Raw genomic sequence first — 14563 nt, forward strand, 5'->3', positions numbered from 1 at the left:
GCCTTTTATGTGCTCGCTTTGGGCCGACCTCGCTCGGTTCGACAGCCCTTGCTCGTCGTCATCGGGACAGTGCGGGCTGTCCCGATGAAACTGCGTCTGTCATTACTTCTTCGCTGAGACAGTCTTGGCGGCCTGATCAATGGTATCCGCGACCACCGTCGGCTGCGTCATGAACAGAGCGTGGCTCGCTGACACCTTGGTGATCTTCGCCTTGATGCGTTCCGCCATGTGGATCAGCATGGCCTGATCGAATGCCTTATCCTCGGTAGCAATCACAGCCCAGCTGGGCTTGGTGTGCCAGGCAGCATGTTCGAGCTTCGTGCCGAACGCTGACATGTTGATCGGGACTTGCGCATCCCTCATGAACGCAACATCCGCATCGCTGACGTCATGAGCGAAACCAGCCTTGAACTTTTCCGGACTGACATATCCAAAGCCATCCTTCGTGGTCTCGATGACGAATTCCGATGCGGCAGCAAATCCTTCGTATTGTTGAGCCGTCGTCTCGCCTGCATCAGGAGAGAGAGCCGAGACGTAAACGAGGCCTGCAACCTTTGCATCAATGCCAGCTTCCGTGATGACCGTGCCGCCCCAGGAATGTCCAACGAGAATGACCGGACCATCCTGCCGTTCCAGCGCACGTTTGGTGGCCGCGACATCGTCTTCGAGAGACGTCAGGGGGTTCTGGACAATGGTAACGCGATAGCCCCGCTTCGTGAGGTTGTCATAAACACCCTTCCAGCCAGAACCGTCTGCAAAGGCGCCGTGGACGAGCACTACATTTCTCACGGATTGGCCTTGAGAGATGGTGTCCGCGGCGTTCGCCGGCAATGCGGCAGCGGACAGTGAGGCCGCAGCAGCGATTGCGGCTACGGTGGTCGTGGTCTTGCGTGTCATGGCTGTCTCCTCGTTAATCGCGATAATTGTTATCGCAATATACATAAGCTGTCAGATTTTAGATTCCGCGTCAACATAATTCTTATCGCGATATTTAATTTTGCTATTGCATAGGTTATATGGAGATCCACAGGAGCTCAGAATGACCGAACGCCATAACGACCCACCCCCCCTGCACGATCAACTGTGCTACGCGATTTATACTGCCGGAATTGCAATCCAGCGCGCCTACAAACCTCTTCTCGACGAGTTGAGCCTGACGTACCCGCAGTACCTCGTGCTCAACGTTTTGTGGAGCGAAGATGGGCAGACGGTGGGTGCCATTGCCAACGCCCTTGCCCTGGAATCCAGCACGCTGACGCCGCTTCTAAAGCGCCTTGAGACATCCGGCCTGCTGCGTAGGACGAGAAACCTGAGCAACGAGCGGCAGGTGCTGATTGCGTTGACCGACGAAGGCCGGGCGTTGCAGCATAAGGCTGGTTGTCTCAGCGACACCTTGCTTGCAGCTTCGACCCAGACGCCACAGGAATTGGGCGCTCTGAACCGCGACGTCCGTCATCTCCGCAACGCGATCTATTCCCAGATCGGCGGATGGGACGCACCGACCTGATTTGCCGTGCATGTCGGCACCTAGAGCGTTTCACGTTTTGACGGAAGCATAGCCAGCGTTTGTGAAGTAGTTTGCGCATTCGTCAGGCTTGATGGTGCCGACGAGGTCTCCGAGATGACGCCAGGTGTCGTCGACGGTTCGCTTTTGGGCCTGGCGCATCCAATGTTTGATCTTGGCGAATGCCTGTTCGATCGGATTAAGGTCAGGGGAATATTTCGGCAGGAACCATAGTCTGGCGCCGGCCGCCTTGATGGCATCGCGGACGGCCTTAGCTTTGTGAGAGCCGAGGTTGTCGAGGATGACGATGTCGCCGGGCTTAAGTGTCGGGATCAGCTGTTGGCGGACATAAGCCTCGAAGCACTCGCCATTGATTGGGCCATCGAAGACGCAGGGCGCAGTGAGCCGATCACAGCGCAGAGCGCCGAGGAAAGTGAGTGTGCGCCAGCGTCCATGTGGGGCAAAGCCGCGCAGCCTCTTGCCCCTCGGTCCCCAGCCGCGTAACGGCGCCATGTTGGTGCGGATCCAAGTTTCGTCGATAAAGACGAGCCGCTTCGGATCGAAGCGGGCTTGCCAAGTCTTCCAGCGCTGCCTGTGCCGGGCAATGTCGGCACGGCCCTGCTCAAGGGCGAATAGCGTTTTTTTTGAAGCTCAGACCTTCACGGCGCATGAACTGCCAAATGGCATTATGGGAGACGGCGATACCGCGGGCGGCCAGTTCGTCCTTCAGCCGATGCAGCGTCAGGTGCGAGATCTGCTCGATCCGCTCGACAATGAAGGCGCGATGCGGCTCCAGCACCCGCCGGCGATGGCCACCCATCTTACCGGGCGAGACGCTGCCGGTTACCCGATGGCGCTGCGACCACTTCACCACAGAGGAGACGGCAATGTCGAACCGTTCAGCCACCACCCGGCAGCTCTGACCGCCTGCAACTGCAGCCACTACGCGTTCACGAAGATCATTCGAATAAGGTCGCGTCATCGATGCTGGCCTCCATTCCAGCACCCAGGATGAATCACAATTCTGCTGATTTGGGAATCCCACCTCGATTCCGATAAGCAATGAACCGCTCTAGGCTGTTGGCACTGTCCCTCCATCGATCGTATATTCGGTACCAGTGATCGATGCAGCCCGGTCGGAGGCAAGGAACGCAATCAGGTTTGCGACCTCTTCCGGTTTTGCCGGACGACCGAGCGGAATGCCACCAAGCCCGTCCATGATGATCTTTTTGCCCCCCTCAAGGTCTGTTCCGGCCTGCTTCGCCAAGCGCTCTGCAAGGTGAACCGAAGCTTCCGTTTCGATCCAGCCTGGCGACACCCGAACGACCCGGACACCTTTGGGCGACACTTCCTTCGACATCGCCTTGCTGTAGGTGGAAAGTGCCGCCTTGGCCGCAGCATAGGCGGTCGTCGATTCCGGAAGCGGCAGGACTCTCTGGATGGATGTCACATGCACCACCACACCGTTTCCCCGGGCGACCATGTCCGGAACCAGTTGCCGATCCAGGCGAACGGCCGAAAAGAGGTTGAGCGACAGTTCCTTTTGCCATTCGTCGTGCGTAAGAGCACAATATCCACCGCCAGCTGCTGAAGAGCCACCCAGCATATGGACGATGACGTCGACGCCGCCGAGACGTTGGCCCGCGACGTCTGCCACGATTGCGCAGCCTTCCTCGGTGGTCAGATCCGCTTCGACGAACAATTCTTCCGGCAGGTTTTCCGGACGGGCCCGCGCTGTCGTCAGCACCTGCGCGCCTAGTTCCCGAAACAGTCTGACGGTCGCGGCACCTGTACCTTTGGTTCCGGCCGTAATGAGGGCCCGTTTGCCTCTCAGGTTGAGAAAGTCGGCCATTATAAGATCTCCAGCCTGACGATCTTGTCGCCCTTGATAGTGAAGGCGTGGGTGAGAGTCACCGGACTACCGGGAAACTGGCCGCTCACCTTGGCGCGAACAACGGCCTTGTTGCCATCGACGGTGGATTCCACAGGTTCGGCAACGTAGTGCGTCGCCTCCTTCGCCGCCACCCACCATTCGCGGATTGAGACGGCCCCCTGATGGCGAGCTCCCTCGTCTTCGACGACCGCTTCAATCGCAAAGGTGTTCAACAGCGTATCCACGTCGCTGCGGCTGTCTGCGTCAAAGTAAATGTTCACAATATCGGGCATATCCATCCTGTTTCTCCTCATGATCTGACCCGATAGTTAGCGCTCGACCATTGCATGAATAAGTGGGATAAACCGGCATGCGATATTGAACAGATCGGGACAATGGAACAGGCCAGCCTGAAGGAACTCGAAGCGGCCGCCGCGATTGCCCGGCGCGGGACATTCCGCGCAGCCGCCATAGATCTCGGCATGTCCACGACCGCGCTGAGCCACACGATAGGCAGGCTTGAGGCGGGACTGGGTGTGCGATTGTTCAACCGCACCACGCGCAGCGTGTCGCTGACAGATGCCGGCAGGATCTTTGTGCAGCAGGTCGCGCCATCGCTCCAGGATCTCCATGCCGCTCTGGATCTGGTGCGCTCGCAACGCGAGACACCTTCAGGAACGATAAGGATCAACGCCGCGCCGTTTGCGGCGCGCGCCATCATCTCACCGCTCGTGCTTGAGTTCCTGCGCGGCTATCCCGACATGAATGTCGATATCGTCACCGAAGGAAAAATGGTCGATATCGTCAAGGACGGTTTCGATCTGGGCGTCAGGGTTGCAGGCCTCGTTCCCAGCGACATGATCGCCGTTTCGCTCGGCCGCCCTCAACGACACGCCGTGGTTGGTTCTCCCGAGTATTTCGAGCAGCATGGCAAGCCCGTGGTTCCTCCTGACCTCCTCAATCACAGATGCATTCGTGTTCGGTTGCCGGACGGCTCCTTGTTTAGATGGCGTTTTGAGAAGGACGGCGAGCAAGTGCAGATTGACGTGCGGGGACCGCTTGCGCTCGATGAAGCCAGCCTCACAAGGACTGCGGTGCTTGAAGGTGCCGGCGTCGGCTATATTTTTGAACAAGACATTCTTTCGGAGATCGAGGCGGGGCGCGTCATCCGTATTCTGGAAGATTGGACGCCCCCATATCCGGGGCTTTGCCTGTATTACCCCGGGCGCCGAAACCTCTCGGCCGGAGTCAGAGCGTTCTTGGAATTAGCTCGTGAACTCTCGCGACCGGCAGCCGGGTGAACCGCTCACGAAGCGCCCATTAAAACCAACTACCTCGCCTTGAAGGGATTCGAACCGTCGGTCCATAGATTGGTTTGCTCAAGCCTCTGATTTGTCTGTTCGAGTCACGGGATCTTGTCGAGCGAATGGACGCGATCTTTGCCGTAGAAACCGATGCGGATTTGAGCTATCCCCTAACGCTCGAAAAGGGATCCGTGCGGTGGCTTAAGGTCGTCGACGGGAAAAATACTCTCCTCCGAGTCGAGCCGGATGCCGGGATTGCCCGGCGCGTGACAGCCTGGCTGATCAAGTGGCTGCCGCTCGAATCTCAGCTATAACCGTGACGACTGGCGTCGCCATGAGAGGCCAAGCTGACCTGTGAGAAGCTGCTCGGCATGAGACGCCCCGATCGTAGGGGAACGTGGTCTTGGACGTAAGCGAAGCATTCATCTGGATCGAGGCCGGCGAGACCGATCAGGTCATCAACAATCCGGCAGAGAGAGGCCTCGCGCGAAACTTCGGGTCGAGGCCAGTTATCGGCCGCTAACCCGTTTTGGTTGTACTCAGCTGGTCCACATGAAACGGCGCGCCATGAAGGATTCATCAAACCCCGCAGGCACACAAAGATTGGCCTTTTGTCAAAAATTACAACGTGTTATTTGTTTCTCAGAGTGTCAATCTGGTTGCAAAATGGCTGAAGTGATGCCAAAATGATGTCATTCTGATAGATCAGCGGGTAGGCGGAAAACAACCTAAGGTAAATTAAGAACTGCTTCTTTGACCTCTCCTAACGTCTCCTGTTCACCGCTCTGCGGCGTTAATGGCGGTGAAGGCAGTGACGATCAGGGCGATTCTATTGTTGGAAACATCGCGTTCCAAACGCTGGTCGCTTCGAACCTCCAACTGAATTCAGGAATAAAGCGGCAATCCGGCATGCTGATCACGGTTTCGACAAGCAGTTGTGCGTCGCGTAGCTTCAAATTGACATTGTTGGCACGCAGGACTGCCAGCACAGCACCCACGCGATCAGCGTCCTGAATCGCAGATCGCACAACGCGGCGATAGGTCCGATCCTTGAAGAAGATCCCCACTGCGGCGTTCTGCAATTGATCGTGTTCAGCGCTCGTAATCTGCGCGCGTTGCAAACATTGCGAAATCGTCGCGCGAACGTTGACAAGAGGTTCACTGAGGGGAAGGAATCCCATTTCAGCCGGAGCATGTGATTGAGCGACATCCGCATCGTTTTCCAATACGCCGCTTGCAAAGCCCTCATAGATTTCTCCGAGGCCGACCATGCCGAACGCGGAACACTCCGCTGCTCGCAGCGCCCCCATGCTCGCAGCTCCGAAGATATGGACGCCCTGAGAAAGTCCAAACAGAATCTCCTTATGCCAGATGGCAGGAACATACTCGTAAATGCCGTCAATGAGCCCGATAATGTTGGCGCCGTCTTGAATGGCTCTGAAGAAATCACCCTGCCTTGCGGGGGGACGAAGCTCATAGTCAGTATTTGACGGCAAAATGGCACCATGGAGTGTCGGTCCCGCAAAGATCACTTTCATCTGGTTCTCAATATCCGTTTCAGCGCGCGGGGGCCAAACCGTCGTTTCCGCCTTCCGTCCAGGTTTTCCAATTGTGGAACGAGCATTTTCACAACGCTGAAGTCCTCCTCCCCTGAGTTCATGTCCACGGCGATCGCCGACGTAACCCCAACCGCCATGAGTCGCGCGATAACGTCGCGCAGCATGTCATGGATCGTGCCTCCGGTCGTAGTGTCGAGGGCATGCGCTTCGTGGGTCGGTTCGATGAAGAGCACCTCCCGCAGATGAGCGGGAAGCGGACGCGCAAAGGTTTCAGGATGGATGTCATCTCTGGCACCGCTGATGAAGGTCAGCCTCGATTGCGCTGCCTCGGTGACCGCCCTGATCGCCGCGCGGCCGGGATTGGGATGCGCGCCCGCGCCGTAAGTCACTTCGATATAGCGCAATTCATCCCCAGACGGCGCGTCGGGCGCAATGAAGGCTTCAAAACACGGCACACCGATGTCGCTGGTCCGATTGAACATTTGAAGCCTGAAGCCGACATCGCGAATCCGTTGCGCAAGGCCGCTCAGAACCGGGTCACGAAACGAGCTGATATCGATGCAGTTTGTGCTTTTCTCCGCGACGGACGCGAACTGCCAGAGAACTTCGGCGTCACGCTCGATCCGTTCCAGCAATCCGTGGAAAGTCGCTTCAACGCGAATATTTCCTGACGCAAGGCCATCAGATGACTGCCAGAATCTGTTCGACTTTGTGTCGTCGAGCAGGACTGCCTCGTAAGGCACCCAAACATGTCTATCCGCAATGATATCGTAGCCTTGGACCCAACGGAGCGCTTCCTCGGGGCGCACATCGTCTTGACCCGCCAAAATCAGACAATCCAGGGGCTCAGCAAAGGAGCCCTCCGATTCCAGCTGCCGGATGCTTGCGAGGCGGACTTCGATTTGCGGATTTCCGCCGACTGCGCGCTCCAGCGCTTCCATTGCCGCCGAGACCTTGGCGTCGATATCTTCGATCCCCTTGCCCTGATTTATGACGATCGATCGGGAGTTGGGCGCGATGGCATTCCAGACCGGGATGCCTATCCTGTCGAGATCCGTCAGACGAGCGAGACGGGTGATGCCGTATTTCGAAAGTGAGGGCGTTATTCGTGCCAGGGTCTCATGCGGTGAGCAACTGCGGTCGGAATAATACGTCAACCGTGCAACAGAAGTCATACCGCCACCAAAACCGAATGCGGCGGAATCAAAGCGCAGGCCATCCTGTTCGAAGCCTATGCAGAGCAGATTCCGCCGGTGATGTTACTTAGTTCACCTTGGTAGCAGGAGCGTCAACCGCCGGAGTTCGGTAGACATGACCGGAAAAGGCGGCTTCCTTGGGCTCGAAACCAACGGCGAGATCGACCGCCGGAGTCCTCCAGACGTGGCCGGAGAAGGCCTCGTCCTTGGTCTCGAAGTACTCCGCAAAATCGAGCGCTTCATTATCCGTGGGTGCCGGGCCGGCGGCTGAAATCAAGTAGTCTTCGCGTTTTCCGGCCATCGCGGTGACGGCTCCGGCGTCGAAGTCAACAAGCCAAAGGCCTTCTTCGCCCTTCACGCCCATAATCATCATCCTAGACATGGAATTCTCCTCTAAAGATAATTGGGATAAGTCGATTGCGAAAATTCATTTCTGCTAGTTAGCCTAGAAAACATAGCACAACGTTTACCACGTACAAGCCGGTTGAATTTCTTAACACATTGGGACAAAGTGCCGGCACAGGGATACAGTTTACCACTTCTGCTAGTGCAATGCGCACACTGCATCGTGCGAAGGGCTTTCGGCGCAAGACAATGGGAAAATCTGATCAATTCTTGGACATTTTTGCACAACCCAAGCTGTCCGGATCATCGTGTACCAACGTTGTTATTTGATGTCGTAACGCAGCCGCCGCATTGGTGTTCAAAATGGATGTTGACTCGTTCCTGCGCATTCGAGCGCTGACTGAATAGCCTGGCGGAGCGCTAGCTTTTGAATCGGAGCGCCTCGACGAGCAGCGCGAACGCAGCCGTATGCTGACGTCGGCTTGGGTAATAGAGATGATAGCCGGAGAACGGCTGACACCAGTCGTCGAGAACGCGGATCAGCCGGCCATCATTTATGTACTGTGCGACCTGGCTTTCGAATGTATAGGCGAGCGCCAAGCCGTCCAAGGCAGCCGCCTCCAGCATTTCGCCGTCGTTGATGATCAAAGGGCCGTTCATCCTGACCTGGAGTTCTTCCCCGTCGCGTTCGAACTCCCAGGCATAAAGCCCTCCACCGGTGGACTGCCGATAGCTTACGCCCCGATGCTCACCGAGATCGCGAGGGGTTTGCGGGATTTTGCGCTTCGCGAAATAGGACGGCGATCCGACGACGGCCATGCGGAGATCCGGGCTGATCCTGACGGCCACCATGTCTTTCTGGACCTGTTCGCCAACGCGGATACCCGCGTCGAACCGGCTGGCCACGATATCGGTCAAACCCTCATCGACACTGACTTCCACGTCGATATCGGGATACTCCGCCAAGAACTTCGTGATGACAGGCCAAAGCACGGTTCGGGCGGCATGCCGGAATGTTGTGATGCGAATAGTGCCGGCGGGTTTGTCGCGAAGTGCGGTGACGGCCGCGATCTCGCTCTCGATGTGTTCAAAGGCGGGGCGAAGGCTTCGCAGCATACGGTCGCCGGCATCGGTCAGTGACAGGCTTCGTGTGGTGCGGGAGATCAGCCGTACCCCGAGCTTCTGCTCGAGCATCCTTACCGAATAACTGACAGCGGACTGTGAAAGCCCGAGTTTGGCGGAGGCGCGGGTGAAACTTCCGGCCTCTGCGACGGCGATGAAGGCTGCAAGTTCGCTGAAGTCACCGTGTCTCATTTATCAGCTCCATTTCTAACTTCATGCAGATTACAGCGGCTAATCATCGTTTGTCTTCATCGCTATCTGTCGCTTCACAAACCGTTGAACCGGCAACAAGAGAGACCATTGCTCATGGAAACTAGGCCCAAAATGTTTGAACCGTTCGCCTTCGCCAACGGGCTCACGCTTCGAAACCGGGTCGCCATGGCCCCGATGACGACATGGTCGGCGAATGACGATGGAACCGTCTCGGATGAGGAAGTTTCGTATTATCGACGCAGGGTAAACGGCGTTGGCCTCGTTGTGACAGGCTGCACGCACGTCACGCCCGATGGCATCGGCTTCACGGGCGAATTCGCCTCTTATGACGACAGCTTCATGCCAAGTCTGCGGCGGCTCGCGGAATCCGCCAAGAGCGGCGGCGCACCCGCGATTCTTCAGATTTTCCACGCTGGGAACAAGGCCGTGCCGGAGCTGATCCCGGACAGGGACGTGGTCAGCGCCAGTGCGCTCGAAGTTCCCCCCGGCCCGTTCAATCCTGGTGGGGTCGCTACACGTGCTCTGAGCCATGACGAAGTCCTCGATGTGATTTCGGCGTTCGGGCAAGCAACTCGCCGTGCCATCGAAGCAGGCTTCGACGGTGTCGAACTCCATGGTGCCCATGGCTTCCTGATCCAGAACTTCTTCTCGCCGCTCTATAACCAGCGCAACGACGAATGGGGAGGCGCGCTGGAAAACCGGATGCGGTTCCCGCTCGCAGTGGTCCTCGAAGTCAAGCGGGTAATGGACACATACGCGACGCGGCCCTTCCTTTTGGGATACCGGATCTCCCCGGAGGAATCAGAACCGGGCGGGCTTCGGATTGAGGACACCTACGGGCTTATCGATCGTCTCATCGATTGCGGTCTGGACTACATCCATGCATCGCTGTCGAGCGTACTCGATGCTAAGCCGGTCGACGCTGGCGATGATCGGATGATCGCTGAGTTGGTCGCCGCCAGGGTTGCGGGGCGCGTTCCAGTCCTTGCCGCTGGCCAGGTCAGAACGCCTCAACAAGCGGAGCGTGCCCTCGATCTCGGCCTCTCGCTTGTAGCTGTCGGCCAAGGGCTGGTGATCAACCCGGACTGGGTCGAACTGTCAAAGAGCGGCAACGGCGATCTGATCGAGACGGAGATCAGGACGACGACGATCCCAGAAATCTCGCTTCCCACCAAGCTCTGGGGCGTCATCGAGGCAGCCGGCGGCTGGTTCAAGATCAACGATGATCATGCGGCGCAGCGGCGGAAGGCCAACGCATAAAGTGTCGGTACACAACTCACCATCAAGGAGAATTCTATGAGTAAAGTCTGGATGATCACAGGCGCTGGACGCGGCATGGGGCTCGATTTCGCCAAGGCGGTCCTGGCGTCCGGCGACAAGCTCGTCGCCACCGGCCGAAATCCTGAGCGTGTTGCCGCGGCCATCGGTCAATCGGAAAACCTGCTGGTCGTCACGCTGGACGTGACAAAGTCTGCCGATGCGGACTCCGCTGTCAAAGCGGCATTAGAACGTTTTGGTCGCATCGACGTCCTGGTCAACAATGCCGCGAACTTTTACGCAGGCTATTTTGAGGAATTGACGCCGGCCCAGATGGATCTGCAGTTGGCCAGCAATCTCATCGGTCCCATGAATGTCACGCGGGCCGTATTGCCGGTGATGCGCAAGCAGGGCTCCGGCAAGATCATCTCGATCTCGTCGACGGCCAGCCTGCTGGGCTTTGAGTTCTGCAGCGCTTATTCTGCCTCGAAGTTCGCCCTCGATGGCTGGATGGAATCGCTGCAGCCGGAAGTGGCGCCGTTTGGTATTGAAACGATGATCGTCAATCCGGGCTTCTTCCGCACCGAATTGCTGACCGACGAATCCACTCAATACGCCCCGCTGTCTGTCAGCGGCTATGACGAACGGCGCGCCCAGCACCGCGCGTTCTGGAAATCCGCCAATGGCCGGCAAAGCGGCGATCCCGCAAAACTCGCCCAAGCACTGATCACCCTGGTCAACGAACCGGAGCTGCCTCGCCGGTTCATCGCCGGAGCTGATGCTATTGGCATGGTGGAACAGAAAATCGCGCTGCTTCAGCAGCAGATTGATGCCTACCGGGACCTTTCAAGTTCACTTGACTTCGACGAGAAGGCTTAGGGTTTCCTTGCGGGGGCGCCAGGAGTGCCCCCGCTCGCGCCGATTCAAAGTGTCAACGTCGTTCCAAGATCTCGAGCACGAGCTGGCAACTTCCCTGAACCGAAGGCCACCTGACTTCGACATCAACAAGATGAGCCTCTCAAGGTGGGTCGGGACGGTTGAGGAAATCATGCTCGATTGTCGACGACGAGGAAAAAAACGGCCCTTGCTTCATCGCACACCTCTCAGATCGCGTTCCGCATAAGGTAGGGAGATCGCTCGACGGAACCTGCGCGATGGTTTTCATCACGAGCGCGACATCAGGAAGAGACCAAAACCCTCCGTCTTTGTATATGACCCGCACGGGGCCGGCCTGCCGTCGGATTCAAGTTCGACAATCGTCTTTGAATGAATCAGAAACGGCATCTTACGCTGCCTCCCCTGCGCCGCAGCATGACCACGATCACCCCCCCGCCGCACACACTTGAGCGACGACGACGCTAAGCAGGGGCGTCCGACATCAGAGGTGCTCATAGTCGGATCGGAAGTACCGTCTTTGGGCGCCGCGAGAGATCAGGGGCCAGCCGATCGAACAGGAACCCACACCGAGCCAACGCTGGTGGCGTGATGACACGACTAGGCTGCCGACGATAGCGACCATAGCGAAAGGATGACAATGATGGGAAGCGCGACGCCGCACGGCTTATCTTCATGGTAGATCATTGATTGTTCCTGCGGCCCGGCGGCGCATAAGAAGCCGCGGGAGACGCAAGATGCTGATCTTTGAAGGTGTTGGTTTCACTGGCAGGATTTGTGGTTTTCTGTCCCGCTTTGTCGGCTTCGCCTTCTTGCGGGCCCCTGAAGAGGCGTTAACTCCTCGACCCATTACCAAACAAAAAGCCCGCTTTGCAGCGGGCCTTTTTGTTTGGTTGCGGGGGCAGGATTTGAACCTGCGGCCTTCAGGTTATGAGCCTGACGAGCTACCGGGCTGCTCCACCCCGCGAGATATATTTTAACACGAAAGGCCGCTTTGAGAGCGGCCCTTTTGTTTCGGCTATGGGCCGTTGTCTGTGAATGAGAAGATTGTTTTCAAAAAGTTGCGTTTTGCAGACCTGGCAGCGACCTACTCTCCCGCGTCTTAAGACGAAGTACCATGGGCGCAGGGGCGTTTCACGGCCGTGTTCGGAAAGGGAACGGGTGCAGCCACCCCGCCATAACCACCAGGTCGGCAAAGCGCAACTTAATGTTTGAGAAGCTGGCAGGCGTTAGCCTGTTTTTTTTGAACACGTCTTACCTTTCGCAAGGCACCGTCGGCCAGAGGCCGCAAGCGCAAAGCGCGTCGCCAATCGTTTGGCGCGCCGTCCGCAGCGCTTTCAGCGCGTGAGGACAGAAGGTCAAGCATCATCAGCCTCTGGCTGATGAGCATAGTCAATGAGAACGATCAAGCCGATCGAGCTATTAGTACCGGTAAGCTTCATGCGTTGCCGCACTTCCACACCCGGCCTATCAACGTGGTCGTCTTCCACGGCTCTGATAGGGAATACTCGTTTTCAGGTGGGTTTCCCGCTTAGATGCCTTCAGCGGTTATCCCGTCCATATATAGCTACCCTGCTATGCCCTTGGCAGGACAACAGGTCCACCAGAGATATGTCCATCCCGGTCCTCTCGTACTAGGGACAGATCCTGTCAATATTCCTACACCCACGGCAGATAGGGACCGAACTGTCTCACGACGTTCTGAACCCAGCTCACGTACCGCTTTAATTGGCGAACAGCCAAACCCTTGGGACCTGCTCCAGCCCCAGGATGCGATGAGCCGACATCGAGGTGCCAAACAACCCCGTCGATATGGACTCTTGGGGGTCATCAGCCTGTTATCCCCGGCGTACCTTTTATCCGTTGAGCGATGGCCCTTCCACGCGGGACCACCGGATCACTATGACCGACTTTCGTCTCTGCTCGACTTGTCAGTCTCGCAGTCAGGCGGGCTTATGCCATTGCACTCGACGACCGATTTCCGACCGGTCTGAGCCCACCATCGCGCGCCTCCGTTACTCTTTCGGAGGCGACCGCCCCAGTCAAACTACCCACCATACACTGTCCCGGACCCGGATGACGGGCCGCGGTTAGACATCCATGACGATAAGGGTGGTATTTCAAGGATGGCTCCACGGAAACTGGCGTCCCCGCTTCAAAGCCTACCACCTATCCTACACATGCCGACACGAATGCCAGTGTAAAGCTATAGTAAAGGTGCACGGGGTCTTTCCGTCTGACCGCAGGAACCCCGCATCTTCACGGGGAATTCAATTTCACTGAGTCTATGTTGGAGACAGCGGGGAAGTCGTTACGCCATTCGTGCAGGTCGGAACTTACCCGACAAGGAATTTCGCTACCTTAGGACCGTTATAGTTACGGCCGCCGTTTACTGGGGCTTCGATTCAAAGCTTGCACCTCTCCTCTTAACCTTCCAGCACCGGGCAGGCGTCAGACCCTATACGTCGTCTTGCGACTTCGCAGAGCCCTGTGTTTTTGATAAACAGTCGCTACCCCCTGGTCTGTGCCACCCCATCATACTTGCGTAAAATGGGGTCACGCTTCTTCCGAAGTTACGCGTGCAATTTGCCGAGTTCCTTCAACATAGTTCTCTCAAGCGCCTTGGTATACTCTACCTGACCACCTGTGTCGGTTTCGGGTACGGTCTATACGGTGGAGCTATTTCCTGGAACCGCTCCGCTGCCCTGATAATCCAATAAACCAGAACAACTTGTGCAATCCGTCACTACCACCAGGCCCACGAATATTAACGTGGTTCCCATCGACTACGCATTTCTGCCTCGCCTTAGGGGCCGGCTAACCCTGCTCAGATTAACTTTAAGCAGGAACCCTTGGTCTTTCGGCGAGAGGGTCTCTCACCCTCTTTATCGTTACTCATGTCAACATTCGCACTTCCGATACCTCCAGGAGCCCTCACGGGTCTCCCTTCATCAGCTTACGGAACGCTCCGCTACCACTCCTCAAAGAGGAATCCTCAGCTTCGGTGCATGGCTTCAGCCCCGTTACATTTTCGGCGCAAAGACCCTTATTTAGACCAGTGAGCTGTTACGCTTTCTTTAAATGATGGCTGCTTCTAAGCCAACATCCTGGTTGTTTTGGGATCCTCACATCCTTTCCCACTTAGCCATGACTTGGGGACCTTAGCTGGAGGTTAGGGTTGTTGCCCTTTTCACGACGGACGTTAGCACCCGCCGTGTGTCTGCCGAGTAGTACTCCCCGGTATTCGGAGTTTGGTTAGGATCAGTAAGACGGTGAGTCCCCATAGCCCATCCAGT

Annotated in this window: 13 protein-coding genes, 1 tRNA gene and 2 rRNA genes (1 of these 16 cut by a window edge); 5 read left to right on the forward strand and 11 right to left on the reverse strand. The window is 57.1% G+C overall.

What is annotated here, in order from left to right:
* Positions 1-102 precede the first annotated feature (102 nt).
* Positions 103-897: an alpha/beta fold hydrolase gene (locus PO860_RS18190; protein ID WP_272784994.1), complete on the reverse strand. Its 795-nt coding sequence runs from the start codon at positions 895-897 to the stop codon at positions 103-105.
* Positions 898-1039: 142 nt separating this feature from the next.
* Here PO860_RS18190 and PO860_RS18195 point away from each other — a divergent pair, with 142 nt between their 5' ends.
* Complete coding sequence (locus PO860_RS18195) at positions 1040-1507, forward strand: MarR family winged helix-turn-helix transcriptional regulator (RefSeq protein ID WP_183610588.1); 468 nt, start codon at positions 1040-1042, stop codon at positions 1505-1507.
* A 30-nt stretch (positions 1508-1537) separates the two neighbouring features.
* On the opposite strand, the gene PO860_RS18200 is transcribed toward PO860_RS18195, so the two are convergent.
* From PO860_RS18200 to PO860_RS18210, 3 genes are all read right to left on the reverse strand, one after another.
* Positions 1538-2486, reverse strand: a protein-coding gene (locus PO860_RS18200; RefSeq protein ID WP_273885870.1) for an IS630 family transposase whose coding sequence is annotated in 2 segments (ribosomal slippage) — positions 1538-2149 and positions 2151-2486 — 948 coding nt in all. Because the reading frame shifts where the segments join, the coding sequence is not laid out codon by codon here.
* Positions 2487-2576: 90 nt separating this feature from the next.
* Complete coding sequence (locus tag PO860_RS18205; RefSeq protein ID WP_183610589.1) at positions 2577-3356, reverse strand: SDR family oxidoreductase; 780 nt, start codon at positions 3354-3356, stop codon at positions 2577-2579.
* A complete protein-coding gene (locus tag PO860_RS18210) occupies positions 3356-3676 on the reverse strand; it encodes a nuclear transport factor 2 family protein (protein WP_183610590.1) in 321 nt (106 codons plus the stop codon). The genes PO860_RS18205 and PO860_RS18210 overlap by 1 nt, the downstream gene beginning before the upstream one ends.
* A 48-nt stretch (positions 3677-3724) precedes the next feature.
* Between PO860_RS18210 and PO860_RS18215 the strand changes: the two genes are divergently transcribed.
* Complete coding sequence (locus tag PO860_RS18215; RefSeq protein WP_275037937.1) at positions 3725-4678, forward strand: LysR family transcriptional regulator; 954 nt, start codon at positions 3725-3727, stop codon at positions 4676-4678.
* Between the two features lie 125 nt (positions 4679-4803).
* Positions 4804-4995, forward strand: coding sequence for a phospholipase D-like domain-containing protein (locus tag PO860_RS18220; protein ID WP_246718429.1), 192 nt, complete (start codon positions 4804-4806; stop codon positions 4993-4995).
* Positions 4996-5499: 504 nt separating this feature from the next.
* On the opposite strand, the gene PO860_RS18225 is transcribed toward PO860_RS18220, so the two are convergent.
* The 4 genes from PO860_RS18225 to PO860_RS18240 form a co-directional block, all read right to left on the reverse strand.
* A complete protein-coding gene (locus PO860_RS18225; protein WP_183610592.1) occupies positions 5500-6219 on the reverse strand; it encodes a TfuA-like protein in 720 nt (239 codons plus the stop codon).
* A complete protein-coding gene (locus tag PO860_RS18230; protein ID WP_275037938.1) occupies positions 6216-7415 on the reverse strand; it encodes a YcaO-like family protein in 1200 nt (399 codons plus the stop codon). The genes PO860_RS18225 and PO860_RS18230 overlap by 4 nt, the downstream gene beginning before the upstream one ends.
* Positions 7416-7503: 88 nt before the next feature.
* Positions 7504-7800, reverse strand: coding sequence for a hypothetical protein (locus PO860_RS18235; RefSeq protein WP_183610594.1), 297 nt, complete (start codon positions 7798-7800; stop codon positions 7504-7506).
* A gap of 401 nt (positions 7801-8201) precedes the next feature.
* Positions 8202-9095 (reverse strand): LysR family transcriptional regulator, encoded by an 894-nt coding sequence (locus tag PO860_RS18240; RefSeq protein ID WP_273883062.1) that lies wholly within the window; start codon positions 9093-9095, stop codon positions 8202-8204.
* A 108-nt stretch (positions 9096-9203) separates the two neighbouring features.
* On the opposite strand from PO860_RS18240, the gene PO860_RS18245 reads away from it, so the two are divergent.
* Together PO860_RS18245 and PO860_RS18250 are read left to right on the forward strand one after the other, a co-directional pair.
* Positions 9204-10376, forward strand: a complete 1173-nt coding sequence (locus PO860_RS18245) for an NADH-dependent flavin oxidoreductase (RefSeq protein WP_273885859.1) — start codon at positions 9204-9206, stop codon at positions 10374-10376.
* Positions 10377-10412: 36 nt separating this feature from the next.
* Positions 10413-11252 carry an SDR family NAD(P)-dependent oxidoreductase gene (locus tag PO860_RS18250; RefSeq protein WP_183610597.1) on the forward strand — a complete coding sequence of 280 codons (840 nt, stop codon included), beginning with the start codon at positions 10413-10415 and terminating at the stop codon, positions 11250-11252.
* A gap of 905 nt (positions 11253-12157) precedes the next feature.
* Here PO860_RS18250 and PO860_RS18255 read toward each other — a convergent pair.
* The 3 genes from PO860_RS18255 to PO860_RS18265 all read right to left on the reverse strand — a co-directional run.
* Positions 12158-12234: transfer RNA gene (locus PO860_RS18255), tRNA-Met, on the reverse strand.
* 107 nt (positions 12235-12341) lie between these two features.
* Positions 12342-12456: ribosomal RNA gene (gene rrf / locus PO860_RS18260) — 5S ribosomal RNA — on the reverse strand.
* Between the two features lie 212 nt (positions 12457-12668).
* Positions 12669-14563, reverse strand: a 23S ribosomal RNA gene (locus PO860_RS18265); it runs 992 nt beyond the window's last position.

It is taken from the genome of Rhizobium binxianense, from assembly GCF_028994275.1.
GTDB classification, from domain to species: domain Bacteria; phylum Pseudomonadota; class Alphaproteobacteria; order Rhizobiales; family Rhizobiaceae; genus Rhizobium; species Rhizobium binxianense.

Coding starts and splice junctions, on each gene's coding strand:
- PO860_RS18240 (WP_273883062.1), bottom strand. CDS start 9,095: ATGAGACACGGTGACTTCAGCGAACTTGCAGCCTTCATCGCCGTCGCA.
- PO860_RS18220 (WP_246718429.1), top strand. CDS start 4,804: ATGGACGCGATCTTTGCCGTAGAAACCGATGCGGATTTGAGCTATCCC.
- PO860_RS18190 (WP_272784994.1), bottom strand. CDS start 897: ATGACACGCAAGACCACGACCACCGTAGCCGCAATCGCTGCTGCGGCC.
- PO860_RS18195 (WP_183610588.1), top strand. CDS start 1,040: ATGACCGAACGCCATAACGACCCACCCCCCCTGCACGATCAACTGTGC.
- PO860_RS18230 (WP_275037938.1), bottom strand. CDS start 7,415: ATGACTTCTGTTGCACGGTTGACGTATTATTCCGACCGCAGTTGCTCA.
- PO860_RS18225 (WP_183610592.1), bottom strand. CDS start 6,219: ATGAAAGTGATCTTTGCGGGACCGACACTCCATGGTGCCATTTTGCCG.
- PO860_RS18210 (WP_183610590.1), bottom strand. CDS start 3,676: ATGGATATGCCCGATATTGTGAACATTTACTTTGACGCAGACAGCCGC.
- PO860_RS18215 (WP_275037937.1), top strand. CDS start 3,725: ATGAATAAGTGGGATAAACCGGCATGCGATATTGAACAGATCGGGACA.
- PO860_RS18250 (WP_183610597.1), top strand. CDS start 10,413: ATGAGTAAAGTCTGGATGATCACAGGCGCTGGACGCGGCATGGGGCTC.
- PO860_RS18235 (WP_183610594.1), bottom strand. CDS start 7,800: ATGGGCGTGAAGGGCGAAGAAGGCCTTTGGCTTGTTGACTTCGACGCC.
- PO860_RS18205 (WP_183610589.1), bottom strand. CDS start 3,356: ATGGCCGACTTTCTCAACCTGAGAGGCAAACGGGCCCTCATTACGGCC.